Source organism: Tepidanaerobacter acetatoxydans Re1 (assembly GCF_000328765.2).
Taxonomy (GTDB): Bacteria; Bacillota; Thermosediminibacteria; order Thermosediminibacterales; family Tepidanaerobacteraceae; genus Tepidanaerobacter; species Tepidanaerobacter acetatoxydans.
In genome coordinates this window covers 406,600-420,426 of the sequence record NC_019954.2, presented here as the reverse complement: position 1 = coordinate 420,426, position 13,827 = coordinate 406,600, and the positions used below count along the sequence as shown (strand labels likewise).

Sequence of the window (13,827 nt, the reverse complement as noted above, 5' to 3'; positions counted from 1 at the left end):
ATGGAACTATTAGAGGGTAATAATCTTACTATGGTTTTCGGAGGTCTTTCAGCATTAAACTCAGTTGACATTAAAATAAATACGGGAGAGGTTTTAAGTGTTATCGGTCCCAATGGTGCCGGCAAAACTACTCTCTTTAATCTCTTAACCGGAGTATACTCACCTACAGAAGGTAAAATATACTTTAGAAAAAAAGAGATTAAAAATCTTAAGCCTTATGAAATTACAAAAATGGGCATTGCTCGAACCTTTCAAAACATAAGGTTGTTCGGTGAAATGAGTGTCCTCGATAATGTTATAATAGGACAGCACTGCCGCACTAAGACAGGCGTTTTTGGCGCTATATTTAAAACCCCGTCAGCCAAGAAAGAAGAGGCACTCGTTAAGGAAAAGGCTATGGATGTTCTCAAGTTTGTCGGTCTTGAAGCACTGCACAATGAAAAGGCCAAAAACCTTCCATACGGCAAGCAAAGACGTCTGGAAATGGCAAGGGCTTTAGCTACAGACCCGGAACTTATTTTACTTGACGAGCCGGCTGCAGGTATGAATCCTCAGGAAACCAACGAACTCATAGAGCTTATTGAAAAACTTAATGACAAGGGTAAAACAGTGCTTTTAATAGAGCACGATATGAAATTGGTCATGGGTATTTCTAAGCGAATTATGGTGCTTGACTATGGTAAGAAAATAGCCGATGGACCTCCTGACGAGATAAAAAATGATGAAAAGGTTATAAAAGCTTATCTTGGGGAAAGTTCCCTCAAGGAGGGCCGTGCATGCTAAAGCTAGATGATATTGTAACACATTATGGTAACATTCAAGCATTAAAAGGAATATCTATCGAGGTAAAGCAAGGAGAAATCGTTACAATCATAGGGGCTAATGGAGCCGGTAAGACGACTACATTAAAAACCATCTGTGGCCTTATATCTCCTACTTCAGGTAAGGTTTATTTTCAAAATAAGGATATAACGGGCAAAGCAACTTCGGATATAGTAGAAGCAGGTATAGCCATGGTTCCCGAAGGGCGTAGAGTTTTCCCCAGGATGACCGTACTGGAAAATCTTCAGTTAGGTGCTTACCTTAATAAAAACCGACAGGAAGTAAAAAATTATCTTGAAGAAGTTTTTACGCTTTTTCCTATTCTTAAAAATCGTAAAAAGCAAATTGCCGGCACACTTTCCGGCGGTGAGCAGCAGATGCTGGCCATAGGCCGTGCATTAATGGCCAAACCAAAATTGCTGCTTTTGGATGAACCTTCCATGGGACTTGCACCTAAAATCGTAGCAAATATATTCGATATAATAACAGAAATAAACAAAGAAGGAACCACTATCCTATTAGTAGAACAAAATGCCAGAATGGCTTTATCCATAGCTAATAAAGGTTTCGTCATAGAAACAGGTAAAATAGTACTACAAGATACTGCAGAAAATCTTTTAAAAAATGAAGAAGTAAAAAAAGCCTATCTTGGAGAATAAAAAAGTGAGCGTCTCAAAACTATTTTTTAAATAGTTTTGAGACGCTCACTTTTTAATATAAATTAAATACCTCTTACAGTGTTGTTGTTTCTGCCGATTCTTTAATGCATTCGGTTGCTCTGGCGGGAACTATTTCTGTAATTAAAACTCCTGCTAGAACTAAAACAAAACCAACTACTGTCTTTAAAGCCAGGGGTTCTCCCCAGAACAGGTAAGAAAAGATGCCTGCAAAAATTGACTCAGTGCACAGTATCACAGCAGCATGTGTAGAATTGGTATATTTTTGAGCAACATTTTGAACAGCAAAAGCTCCAGCAGTGCAGAATACCGCGCCAAATAAAATTGAACCCCATATTTCTAGGTCATAGCTTAAAGATATGGCAGGTTCTTGGATTATTGCAATACCCATAGTTATTATGCCTGTCAGTGCTATTTGTATAAATGCTATATTTATCGGATTGGATTTTTTTACATAGTATTCGGTAAAGGTAATCTGCAATGCAAAACATAATGCACACAATAATGTGAGTATATCCCCCCAGCCAATAACTAAGTTTTCATCGATAGAAACAAATCCTAAACCCACAAATGTTATTATTGCTCCGACTATTTGGTTTAGTTGGGGAAATTCTTTTGTTATAAAGTAAGCCAAAAATGGAACCATAACCACATTACTGCCAGTAATAAATCCGGACTTTGACGGGGTTGTATAAACAAGACCAACGGTCTGAGTTACAAAACCCAACAGCACAAACAGTCCAATGATTAGGCCACCCTTAATATCTTCCTTAGTTATATTTTTTAATTGTTTATGAAATATTACGGCCATAAGCAATGCACTTAGAATGAACCTTAAGCCCAGGTACATGAGTGGAGTAATCATTGTTAAAGATTTCTTTTCTACAACAAAATTCAGCCCCCAGCCAAGAGCCACGAAAAATAATGCTATGTCTGCAATCGTACTTTTTTTCAAATTGTTCACCTCTAACTTCTACAATAAAATTTAGTCATTTATATTAGGTTTTACAAGTGCAAGTAAATTCAGCTATATAGAGCTAACTATTTTAAGCTGTTTAAATACTGTAAGATTACATCTCGCGCAATAGGGCCGGCCACCGCACCTCCTGAACCTGCATTTTCCACTATAACCGCTAATGCAATCTCGGGGTTTTGTGCCGGAGCAAAGCCGATAAACCAAGCGTGTGCCCTACCATGCGGATTTTCAGCACTTCCTGTTTTACCGGCAACTTCAATTCCATTTATTGCTGCAGCGGTTCCGGTACCGTTTCTTATGACTTCTACCATAAGGGCTTTTATCTTATCGGCTACTTGCTTGCTCACTATTTGAGTCGTGCTTGTGCTAGATTTTACAGTTTTTACATCCCCCAGCGGAGAAATAATTTTTTCCATAATATATGGGGTTACTACTCTGCCTTCATTTGCAATAATCGCAGCTACCTGAGCCATCTCCATTGGTGTAGCCAAAATCTTCCCTTGGCCTATAAAAGCCTCGGCCATTTCAACATCACCTCCAACCATAGAAGGTCTGGGAAAAGTGCTTTTGGCTACGGGAATATCACATTTATTGGAGCTATTAAAGCCAAAACTTTCAGCCATCGATATCATTTTTTCCCTTTGCACCCTCTGCCCTATTTGAATAAAAACAGTATTGCTCGAATATCGAAAAGCTGTGGACAAATCATACTCACCAGGCCATAAATGTTCTGAATCTCTTATAATGTTTCCATTAACTTTTATATATCCAGGAGTATAAAAGGTTTCAGTCTCTATTTCAGGATTATGTGTTAACGCTGCTGCTAATGTTATGATTTTAAAAATTGAACCCGGAGGGTAAAGACCCTGTGTGGCTCGATTCATTAGAGGTTTGTCCTCATTATTGGAAATGGTTTCCCAATCTTGCTTAATCATTGACGGGTCATAGCCCGGAGAGCTCACTAATGCTAAAATTTGGCCGGTTTTCGGTTCTAGTGCTACCAATGCTCCTTTACGACCTTGAAACAAATTATAAGCCTTTTTTTGCAAATCTAAATCTATGGTAAGATATAAATTACTTCCGCGTTCATTTACTCCTAATATCTTTTGGCGCAGAAGTGCAACCGGATCCTGCTCAGATATTCCCAGCAATTCACCGTTAAAAATACTTTCAAGCCCTGCTCTGCCTAGAATTCGGTCCGAATATCCTACAAGCGGTCCTATAGCTTTTCCGCCATTATATATCCTTTTTTTATTTCCACCCTCTATGCCTGACTCGGCTAAAGGTCTGCCTTTCCTATCATAAATGGTCCCCCTCATTACTTTTTCTTCCTGCTCCCATAGTCTACGATTATATGAGCTTTTGATAAGCCTTTCCCGCTCGACAGTAGTAAAATATGTTAAATATATTATAAGCGAAATAAAAAGGAAACAAAAAACAGTAAATAGGAGTTTTATATTTCTTTCAAGCTTATCCATCCTTTTCACCGCCTGAAGCCCTTATCTTTATGCCGTTCAATATCCCCAAGGAAATGAAGCTCATAACCATGGAGCTGCCGCCATAACTCATAAAAGGTAATGTAACTCCCGTCATTGGAATGAGTTTTATCACTCCACCTATTATAGTAAAAATTTGTATTCCGAAAAAAGACGTAATACCTAAAGCCGACAAACTTAGAAAGCTGTTTTTTATGGATAATGATATCCTTATCCCTCTATATACCAATAAAAAATATACCACAATTAATGCCGATGCGCCTAAAAAACCAAATTCTTCAAAAAATGCCGAAAAAATGAAGTCCGTGGTAACAGCCGGTATATAGTCAGGACGCCCGAGACCTAACCCGGTACCAAAAAATCCGCCTTCAGCTATAGCAAAAAGTGATTGTACGATTTGATAACCCTTACCTGGGACATCTTCCCAAGGATTTAACCACGCCTTTACCCTAACTTGTACATGTCCAAAAAATTCATAGCCTAAAAGGCCTGCAATACATGCAATGACAATGCCGATTATTGTAAAATCTATGCGAGATGTAGCTACGAAAATAATTGCAAGAGCCGTACAATAAAAAAGCATTGCTCCACCTAAATCTTTGGCTGCTGCCAAAAGAGCCAGGATTATAAAAATTTGCCCAAAAAAACGCAATGGATTCTCTATCTTTTTATTTTTTAAGCTGTCAGCCAAAAAAAGGCTGAATGTTATTTTTGCCAACTCTGAAGGCTGAAACGAGAAATTTTGAAATGATATCCAGCTTTTAGAACCCCATCGTTCCACTCCAAAAACTAGTGGTGATGCCAATAATAATGCAGTTATCACAAAAAGGTAAAATGAACCAATCCTAACTTCAACCCAAGCTTTAGATATAAATGTACTTGCAAAAAATAAAAATAAACCTATCCCAAACCAAGCTAGTTGCTTGACAGCCGATTCGGGGTTTATTCTGTAGAGCATTATCAATCCTAATTGAGCTATAAAACTTACAAGAATAAGTAATGCTGGATCTTGTTCGGGAAATAAAATATTACTTAAAAAATATCCAAAAAACATAATCACCATAAAAATTATATCACCATAAATAGGCACAGGGGAAAAAGAACCTTCACGCACTGAGAGCAGCAGAGATGCTATAAGTCCTATTAATGCAGTTATTGCTATATTTTTATTGTAAGTAGCTTCGGTCCCCGGTTCCAATGGTTTCACCTCTTAAAAATGTAAATTTTTTTGTGCCCAAACGGATTTCATCATTTTCCTTTAACCTAACCGGCTTTTTAATTTTTTTGCCATTTAAAAAGGTGCCATTTGTACTGTTTAAGTCTTGAATTACTAACTTTGAACCTCTTTTTGCAATTAACGCATGTTTGCTGGAAATAAAAGGGTCGTCAATAATTATATCCGCATCATCAGCTCTGCCTATCGTATTTATGTCAAACAGCATGTGTTTTTTGCCATTTTCTTCTACTAAGATAAATCCAGTTTCCTTTGGATAGTTTTTTTCTCTTCTTAAATCTGCCATCATTATTTTTAGGAAATTGAACAAAAAATAATATATGAGAGCAATAAAAATATATTTTGAAACTCGTGACAGCAGTTCAAACACTAAAACCACCTCAAGTATATTATACCACAAATCACACATGGTAAACTCTGGCTGATAATTTTACCCTTAAACTTACAGTATAAAATACCTTCAAATTTCTTATGATAAAACTAGATAGGAGGGAAAAAGCCATGAAAAAAATATTGGTATTAAGCTTAATACTGTCTTTAAGTCTTTCATTGGCCCTTGGTGGTTGTAGCACAACTAAAAAACCAGCTCCAAAGCCGGCTCCTCCTGCCAAAATAACGCCTACGCCGTCGCCTGCTAAAAAGCCGGCAACTTCAGCTCATACAAGAGCTACTAAGTTAGCTAAGGCAGCGGAGAAGGTCGAAGGTGTTAAATCGGCTACTGTTGTTATAACTGATTCTACAGCCATGGTTGGTTTGGAAACAAATCCGAATATTGAAGCTAAAAAAACCGAAGAAATTAAGACTAAAGTAGCCGATGAAATCAAAAGAGCCGATACTAGTATTAAAACAGTCAGTATCACAACAGATCCGAACCTAATCACTCGTTTAAAAAAAGTAGCCCAAGGTATAAAGGAAGGAAAGCCGATCTCTAGCTTTGCTGACGAAATAGCTGAAATTACTCGTAGAATAACTCCAAAAACCAAAACAAAGTAAATCTAAAAAGGAAGCGTCGTATGGTTGCTTTTAAGTAACTTGCGATACTTCCTTTTTTTTTGAGAAAAATTAAAAAATATTTTTTATTAACACAAAAATTTTCGTTTTCTATGATATATTTACTTTATAATAATATTTTTAGCATTCAACAGACTGCTGTTTTGCAAAAAAACTTTTCTAATAAAGTTATCGTGGTATCATTTATCAGATGAGGATTTAGCATAAAACCATATATTCTATTTTTTTCTAAATTCTTAATTAACTCATCCATTTCATCGAGATTCCTTTGACACCATAGTTTAGCTAAAAACCTTTCAAACTTCAGTTTTGCAGCAAAAACTGCTCTCAAATTCTTATCATAGGATTGAGCATTAGAAGCTATGGCTTTTACGGCTTCCATGGCACTTATAACAGCCATATCAAGTCCGCCACCATGCAAAGGAGATGTAAGACCCGCCGCATCGCCTACCAATAATATATTATCATACTTTAAACTTTCAGGTATTGCCGTCGGGCATATACCGCCGATTTTTTTTAATATTTCATACTCGCTTAAACCTTCTTGTTCAATTATCTTATCAAGGCGTGCCCACAGGCTTTCACTTTGCACCGGATAGAAATCTCCGACACCGACGTTTGCAACATCCTTGCCTTTCGGAAAAATCCAATAATATCCCCAAAAATCCGGCATCAGACCAACTTTAAGGCAATTACCGATATGAGAAAAATCCCCTTTTAAAGTGTACTGAACTGTCCTTGCGGAATTTTCTTTATGAAAACTTGAAAAACCATATAACCTTGATGTAACAGAGGGGGCACCGCTTGCATCTATAATATAATCATATGCTGTTCTTAGTTGTTCTAACTCTCTATGCTGAACAGGAAAATCTTGTTTAATTATAACCTTATTATTTTCTGCTTGCTTTGCCAATGCTTTTTGCCAAACTGCCCTATCAATCATCCATAAATTTAAATAACTGGCATCAAAGCTATACGTTGATTTAGCTTTTACTATAATTTGTTCCACTTTAAACAATACACCTGCACATGGTTTTCCCAACAATTTCATGGTATCGAAAAAGCCTTCGGCACATTTTATATTTTCACCGATTTTAGCTTTTTCAAAGAGTGTTACATCAAATCCTTGCTTAGCAGCTTCAATGGCTGCTGTAAGCCCTGCCGGCCCACCGCCTATAACTAAAATTTTGGTCAAACAATCACCTCCGTTGATCTTGGTATTAGTAAATTATTTTTAATGCGTTTAAAATACCTTTTCCCCAAATATGCTCTTGACTTTCCACGGTTTATTATTTTTTATAAACACTTTTGGAACTCTCTGCTTGTCACCCATAAAAATATAATCATATACAGGCAGCACCGTTTCATTGCCTTGTCTTCCCCACAAAACAACCTCATCGCCGACCTTAGCATCCTGAATATTTGTAACATCTATCATCATCTGATCTGCACATACTCTTCCCACCACAGGAGCTTTTTTGCCTCTTACGAGCACAATACCATTATTTGAGTATAGCTTAGTATATCCGTCATTATATCCTGCAGGCAGTGTTGCAATAATTGTATCTTTATCGGTTATGTATGTTCTATCATAGCCTATACTGGTGTTTGGGCCCAGTTTTTTTAGGAATACTATGGTTGTTTTAAAGGTCTGAGCAAAATTAACTTTGATTTTATCTTTTTCTTCTTCTGAGTTATAAACACCATATATAAGATCACCGATTCTAACCATATCAAACTTTTCCCATGTATCTGGCATGGCAACAAATGCTTCGCTCGATGCACAGTGTTTAAGCGGTATTGAATACCCTTCTTGATTAAGCCGTTTCAAAACACTTGAAAACAGTTTTAACTGATAACTCATAAATTCTTTATCATGAGGAGTGGCAAAATGGGTATATACACCCTCTATCTCTATGTTCTGCATTGCGCTAACTTCACTGATGAAATTCAATGCATCCTCCGGGAAAATACCTATTCTGCCCATACCCGTATCAATCTTAACATGGATTTTTGCACTTTTATTCATTTTTGCCGCTTCACAGGAAAGCCTGTGTACGGTATCCAAATCGCAGACCGTCTGTGCAATATCATACTTAACGATTTCTCTTTCTTGACCTTCCATATTCAAACACATATTTAAGATTGGCGCGGTTATACCTGCCTTCCGCAAGTAAATTCCTTCTTCAAGTCTTCCAACACCCAACCTTGATGCACCATTCTTTAGAACAGTTTTGGAAACTTCAATCATATCATGTGTGTAGGCATTGCCTTTTACAACAGCCATCAGTTCTTTATTTCCAATTAATCTCTTTATATTGTTCGTATTACTTGCTATCGTATCCAAATTTATTTCCAAATATGTTGGACCGATTGGTAATTCCATCAATTTACTACCTCCGAGTTAATTTAGTTTTATTATGTCAATTTTGAATATACATAATATTGTCCGGCAGCTTTTACAGTCTGCTAAAATGATTATGGGCCGCTCATCTATTATTATAGCATTTGGTAAAATATCCATCAAATTATCGTTATAACTCTATTTTTTTTGGGAAATATAATATTACCTGTTAATGACTAGCGAGGTACTTTTACCTAATGGTATCGATAGTTAGTCATTAACAGGTTTCTTGTGTTTGTATAAAATTGTCCAAGTTTATGATATAATACTTTTCAAACAAAGTAATTATTTTAGGAGATGAACTACTTTATGGCTCACCCAATGGATTTTAAAATTGGCATTATCGGAGGCGGTCAACTGGGGAAAATGCTGGCACAGGAAGCAAAAAAACTTAATTTTACCGTAACTGTTCTCGATCCTACGCCTGAGTGTCCAGCCTATTCATTAGTAGACCGCCAAATCGTAGCAGGATTTTATGATGAGGATAAAATTCGTGAACTTGTCGTAAATAGCGACATTACTACTTTTGAGATAGAACATATAAATACTCGTATACTTAACGAACTCAGCGCAAAAGGACATAAAATATTCCCTTCTCCTCATGTTCTTGAAATTATACAGGATAAATCTAAACAAAAACAGATGCTGGACAAAAACGGAATACCTACCGCCCGCTGGGTCATGGTAAATGATGATTTGTCCGATGCTATTGAGAATTTCGGGCTTCCCGCAGTTCAAAAGGCATGTAAGGGCGGTTACGATGGCCGAGGTGTTTATGTAATTGAAAAACCTGAAGATATTTCAAATGCCTTAAAATGCGACTCATTTTTAGAGGAACTTATTCCTATTGAAAAAGAATTAGCAGTAATGGTTGCGCGAAACACAAATAAGGAAATAAAATGTTACCCTGTCGTAGAAATGACCTTTGACCAAAGGGCCAATATATGTGATAATACAGTAGCTCCGGCCCGCATTGAAGAATCTATCAAAAAACAAGCTTTGGATTTGGCTATGAGATGTGTCGAGGCTTTGGATGGTGTCGGTATTTTTGGTATAGAAATGTTTCTGACACCGGATAAAAAGGTTCTTGTAAATGAAATAGCTCCTAGGCCTCATAATTCCGGGCATTATACCATTGAGGCCTGTATTACATCACAATTTGAGCAGCATTTAAGAGCAATAACAGGTTTACCTCTCGGTTCTACTGAATTAATAATACCGGCAGTGATGGTTAATCTTCTTGGTGCTGAAGGCTACAAAGGCAAACCTTGTTTTGAGGGTGTGGAAGATATACTGAGCATACCAGGCGTAAACCTTCATATTTACGGAAAAAAGGAAACAAAGCCTTTTAGAAAAATGGGGCATGTCACCATTGTTGACAAAAATCTGGATAGTGCTTTAAAAAAGGCTGATATGGTAAGAAAAACTATAAAAGTCATTTCGGAGGGATAGAAAATGGATGATAAGGTTTTGGTAGGTATAATCATGGGTAGCGACTCAGACCTTCCCGTAATGAAGGAAGCTGCTAAAGTATTAGAGAAATTCAACATAAATTATGAGATTACCATAGTATCTGCTCATCGAACCCCTCAGCGGATGTTTGACTACGCTCGATATGCGGAATCAAGAGGCATCGAGGTAATTATAGCAGGTGCAGGGGGGGCTGCTCACCTTCCCGGAATGGTAGCAGCTATTACTACATTACCGGTCATCGGCGTGCCCATCAAAACCTCCACTTTAAATGGTCTTGACTCACTGTTTTCAATAGTTCAAATGCCCGGCGGCGTTCCTGTTGCTACTGTAGCAATAAATAATGCAATAAATGCCGGCTTGCTTGCGGCACAAATCTTGGGAATTAAATATACTGCCATTAGAGACCACATAAAAAAATATAAGGAAAATATGAAGTCCGAAGTAACGGCTAAGGCCGAAAGGCTTGAAACAATAGGATATAATGACTATTTAGGCGATGAGTAATTCTCGAAAAGAGTACTTACACATGTGGCAATGCAACCGCTAAGCTGTATGAAAGGTATTACTGTTATACCCAGCATTTAAGGGGTGCCGCTCAAATGGCACCCCTTATCATTTTCACTCTTTCTTTACTTTTCAAAGTATATTATTATGCTACTCCGTTATCTACGATTTTCCACTTATTGCATCTATCTCCCCATCGAGCTATGACCTTGCCCTCCATCTTTATATTAACAACCTCACAATGGTTTGGGCAACCGCTACATTCGAAACTGTCGGCAGTAAATTCTATGTTTGATAATCCAAATCCCTTAAATCGGGTTTTGGATATCTCCGCATCCTTTGCCAACAATGCGGCACCTATTGCACCCATAACATCATAGTGCTTTGGAATGTATATTTCTTCTTCAAGAGCATCTTCAAAGGCTGCTTTCATACCAGTATTTGCTGCTACCCCACCTTGAAAAACTATGCGGGGACGAATTTCTTTACCTTTTGCAATATTATTTAAATAGTTTCTTACTAGAGCTTCACACAAGCCACGAATGATATCCTGGGTTTTATATCCTAACTGCTGTTTATGAACCATATCCGACTCGGCAAAAACAGCACATCTGCCGGCAATGCGCACAGGACTTTCAGACTTTAAAGCATAATCGCCAAACTCCTCTATAGGAATATTCAACCGATTGGCTTGTTGGTCAAGAAATGAACCTGTCCCTGCGGCGCATACCGTATTCATGGCAAAATCAGTCACAACTCCATCTCTAAGAATAATAATTTTAGAGTCCTGACCGCCTATTTCAAGAACCGTCTGGACATCCGGAACTTCTCGCAGAGCCGCTACCGCATGTGCGGTAATCTCGTTTTTTATTACATCCGCACCAACGATTACACCTGCCAATTGGCGGCCGCTTCCGGTAGCCCCAACTCCCTTTACATTCCATTTACCCTTATTCCGAAATGAAAGCTGTTCCATCCCTTCTTGAACAGCTTTTATGGGATTGCCCTGTGTCCTGATATATATTGCCTCTTCTAAAAAGCCGTCCTCATCTATTAAAACAAGGTTCGTGCTAACCGAACCCACATCAACACCTAGATAATGGGACAATTAAGCCATCTCCTTTACATACTGTGATTTAACCCTAAAAGACTCGGCTTTTTTTCGTTTAGCCATAAGTAAATCTACAAAAGCCTCCAGCCGGGTTCGTAAGCCTTCTTTCCCTGTCTGTTCATCAAGACTTATGGTTAAAAAACCTAGCCCATGCTCTTTACATACCTTTGGAAGAATACTCTTTGCTACGATTTCAGGTATGCAGGTGAAAGGTGAAAGCTGAATTATCCCATCAAAGCCTCTTTTTGCAAAGAGCACCGAGTTTCCTACCGATTCCCTGCCATGACCTCCGCACATTTCCTTAAAATAAGGAGCAGCCATTTTCTTAGCATCTCTATCGCCTGCAATATGGAATAAATCCATTACTGCATTAGATATGGTATATTCTGATAGAAACATGGAACGCTCAACATAAACTCCCAATTCTCCCAGCATTTCTTCGATTTCCAAATTTGAAGAGGGCTCCAGTAGAACATAGATTTCTCCTACAATTCCAATTTTTATCGGATCGTAATCTTTTTTTTCTATCGCATCATATAAAAGCTCCACTTCACGTTCTATTTCCCTTAAATCACTATATTTTTTTGCTCCTGCAATTAATTCTACACATTTTTTATATGTTTGAGTGGTGTCACCTCTTTTGACCTCCAAGGGTCTCATCTTGTGTGACAACCTCTCCACCTTGTCCAAAAGAACTAATTGTTTCCATGCAAATCGGCCTATAGATATATAATCCTTTAAACTAAGCCTGTCGTTTATCAGTTTTTTTATATTATCTATCAAATCCCTGAGATGTCTTCCTGGCGGCTCTAATGTAATCATTTCAAATTCGTATCCTAAATCTTTTAATATTTTTTCCTGTAGAGTCGTATACAGGCCTGCTCTACAAGGTCCGACACCACCGGAAGAAACCAAAGTATCGGCTCCTACTTCAAGCACTTGGATATATGTTCCTAAGACAATCTTGAAAGGATAGCAGGCAAATTCGGGAGCATATTTAGTCCCATAGCTGATTGTTTCTTCAGTAGGTCTTGGAGGAACTACCACTTCATTCCCAAATGCTGTTAACAATCTTTCAAACGGGATATAAGATGTTCCCATATAAGGAAAGGAAACCTTTCTCATGCCATTGCCGCCTCTTTCTTTGCTTTTTTTATTTTCAGCATATCAACAAAAGCTTCAAGCCTTGTATTTAAACCTTCCTGACCAGTTTGCTCATCAAGTGTTATAGTCAGATATGGCATTTCGTACTTCTTAGCATCAATTTCCATAAGTTTATCAACAATAAAGTCAGGGCCACATCCGAAGGCTGTAACGTGTATTATTCCATCAACATTTTGATTTTCAAAAAGACAGTATGCCGACCTTATAACTTCATTGCTAAATGTCCAGAAAAGCGTTTTTTTAAGTTTACCTGCTTGTTTTTGTTTATCCTTTTCCCTAAGCATCTCAGGAGTAACCACATATACACCCATATTTATCAGTTTTTTTATAAGATCCAAACTTAAGTATGAATCATAGAGCATATATGGATAGCCCAAAACCGCAAGACATATGGGACTATTTTTTTTCTGCCCAACAATTCCCAGAGGCGGGATACCTCCTTGCAGAAATTGATGAGTGTAATTTTTAAAACTGAGTAATGCTTTTAAATATGCATTATATGCTTTAAAAAAACTTTTCTTAAACTTCTTGGCAAATTTCATGCAGAGCATAAATAAGTCAAGTCTGCCTCTTTTTAAATCCACCCTTACTTCTAACATATTTTTAAACTGCGGTATGGAACAAGAGAGCATGTCCGGCAATCCTAAAAATTTAGGGCAAAAGGTAGCATCATGTTTTATCTTCACTAGCCGTGGAACTAGCACGTAATCAACTCTATCCTTGAGATTCCGCACATGACCGTGAAATAATTTAATAGGAACACAGGCATCAGTGATAGCATCTTCAATACCCAAATCCATAATTTCTTTAGTTGTTTCGTCAGATACCACCACGTCAAAACCCAGCTTCTCAAAAAATGTTTCCAGAAACGGGTAGTAGGCATAATAAGCCAGTGCTCTAGGAATACCTATCTTCATCCTTATCTCTCCTCTAAATTACGCCTTATTAAATATAT

General features: G+C 37.7%; 14 protein-coding genes. 5 read left to right on the top strand and 9 right to left on the bottom strand.

The features are described from left to right. Both TEPIRE1_RS01945 and TEPIRE1_RS01940 read left to right on the top strand, forming a co-directional pair. Positions 1-783 (top strand): ABC transporter ATP-binding protein, encoded by a 783-nt coding sequence (locus TEPIRE1_RS01945; RefSeq protein WP_013777511.1) that lies wholly within the window; start codon positions 1-3, stop codon positions 781-783. Next, on the top strand, positions 777-1,481 hold the full coding sequence (locus tag TEPIRE1_RS01940; RefSeq protein WP_013777510.1) for an ABC transporter ATP-binding protein: 705 nt from the start codon (positions 777-779) through the stop codon (positions 1,479-1,481). Before TEPIRE1_RS01945 ends, TEPIRE1_RS01940 begins: the two co-directional genes overlap by 7 nt. Positions 1,482-1,554: 73 nt before the next feature. Here TEPIRE1_RS01940 and TEPIRE1_RS01935 read toward each other — a convergent pair whose 3' ends face one another. The 4 genes from TEPIRE1_RS01935 to TEPIRE1_RS01920 all read right to left on the bottom strand — a co-directional run bounded on the left by TEPIRE1_RS01935 (position 1,555) and on the right by TEPIRE1_RS01920 (position 5,575). After that, positions 1,555-2,463: a DMT family transporter gene (locus TEPIRE1_RS01935; RefSeq protein ID WP_414929839.1), complete on the bottom strand. Its 909-nt coding sequence runs from the start codon at positions 2,461-2,463 to the stop codon at positions 1,555-1,557. Positions 2,464-2,540: 77 nt separating this feature from the next. Beyond that, positions 2,541-3,953, bottom strand: a complete 1,413-nt coding sequence (locus TEPIRE1_RS01930) for a peptidoglycan D,D-transpeptidase FtsI family protein (protein WP_013777508.1) — start codon at positions 3,951-3,953, stop codon at positions 2,541-2,543. Next, positions 3,946-5,169 carry an FtsW/RodA/SpoVE family cell cycle protein gene (locus TEPIRE1_RS01925; protein WP_013777507.1) on the bottom strand — a complete coding sequence of 408 codons (1,224 nt, stop codon included), beginning with the start codon at positions 5,167-5,169 and terminating at the stop codon, positions 3,946-3,948. Before TEPIRE1_RS01925 ends, TEPIRE1_RS01930 begins: the two co-directional genes overlap by 8 nt. Continuing rightward, positions 5,138-5,575: an FHA domain-containing protein gene (locus tag TEPIRE1_RS01920; protein WP_015294884.1), complete on the bottom strand. Its 438-nt coding sequence runs from the start codon at positions 5,573-5,575 to the stop codon at positions 5,138-5,140. The genes TEPIRE1_RS01925 and TEPIRE1_RS01920 overlap by 32 nt, the downstream gene beginning before the upstream one ends. A 131-nt stretch (positions 5,576-5,706) precedes the next feature. On the opposite strand from TEPIRE1_RS01920, the gene TEPIRE1_RS01915 reads away from it, so the two are divergent. Next, on the top strand, positions 5,707-6,198 hold the full coding sequence (locus TEPIRE1_RS01915) for a YhcN/YlaJ family sporulation lipoprotein (protein ID WP_013777505.1): 492 nt from the start codon (positions 5,707-5,709) through the stop codon (positions 6,196-6,198). A gap of 145 nt (positions 6,199-6,343) precedes the next feature. On the opposite strand, the gene TEPIRE1_RS01910 is transcribed toward TEPIRE1_RS01915, so the two are convergent. Further along, on the bottom strand, positions 6,344-7,411 hold the full coding sequence (locus tag TEPIRE1_RS01910) for an NAD(P)/FAD-dependent oxidoreductase (protein ID WP_013777504.1): 1,068 nt from the start codon (positions 7,409-7,411) through the stop codon (positions 6,344-6,346). Positions 7,412-7,459: 48 nt separating this feature from the next. Next, complete coding sequence (gene alr / locus TEPIRE1_RS01905; protein ID WP_013777503.1) at positions 7,460-8,602, bottom strand: alanine racemase; 1,143 nt, start codon at positions 8,600-8,602, stop codon at positions 7,460-7,462. A 327-nt stretch (positions 8,603-8,929) separates the two neighbouring features. On the opposite strand from alr, the gene TEPIRE1_RS01900 reads away from it, so the two are divergent. Continuing rightward, positions 8,930-10,072 (top strand): 5-(carboxyamino)imidazole ribonucleotide synthase, encoded by a 1,143-nt coding sequence (locus TEPIRE1_RS01900; protein ID WP_013777502.1) that lies wholly within the window; start codon positions 8,930-8,932, stop codon positions 10,070-10,072. A gap of 3 nt (positions 10,073-10,075) precedes the next feature. Further along, the gene (gene purE, locus TEPIRE1_RS01895; protein ID WP_013777501.1) at positions 10,076-10,597 is read left to right on the top strand and encodes a 5-(carboxyamino)imidazole ribonucleotide mutase; all 522 of its coding nucleotides are present in this window, start codon (positions 10,076-10,078) and stop codon (positions 10,595-10,597) included. A gap of 145 nt (positions 10,598-10,742) precedes the next feature. Here the strand turns inward: purE and TEPIRE1_RS01890 are convergent, their stop codons facing one another. The 3 genes from TEPIRE1_RS01890 to TEPIRE1_RS01880 are packed head-to-tail and all read right to left on the bottom strand — an operon-like array spanning position 10,743 to position 13,789. Next, positions 10,743-11,705: an acyl-CoA dehydratase activase gene (locus TEPIRE1_RS01890; RefSeq protein WP_013777500.1), complete on the bottom strand. Its 963-nt coding sequence runs from the start codon at positions 11,703-11,705 to the stop codon at positions 10,743-10,745. Continuing rightward, positions 11,706-12,833, bottom strand: coding sequence for a 2-hydroxyacyl-CoA dehydratase (locus TEPIRE1_RS01885; protein ID WP_013777499.1), 1,128 nt, complete (start codon positions 12,831-12,833; stop codon positions 11,706-11,708). It abuts the gene before it with no gap. Then, the gene (locus tag TEPIRE1_RS01880; RefSeq protein WP_013777498.1) at positions 12,830-13,789 is read right to left on the bottom strand and encodes an acyl-CoA dehydratase activase-related protein; all 960 of its coding nucleotides are present in this window, start codon (positions 13,787-13,789) and stop codon (positions 12,830-12,832) included. The genes TEPIRE1_RS01885 and TEPIRE1_RS01880 overlap by 4 nt, the downstream gene beginning before the upstream one ends. Between the last annotated feature and the right edge of the window lie 38 nt (positions 13,790-13,827).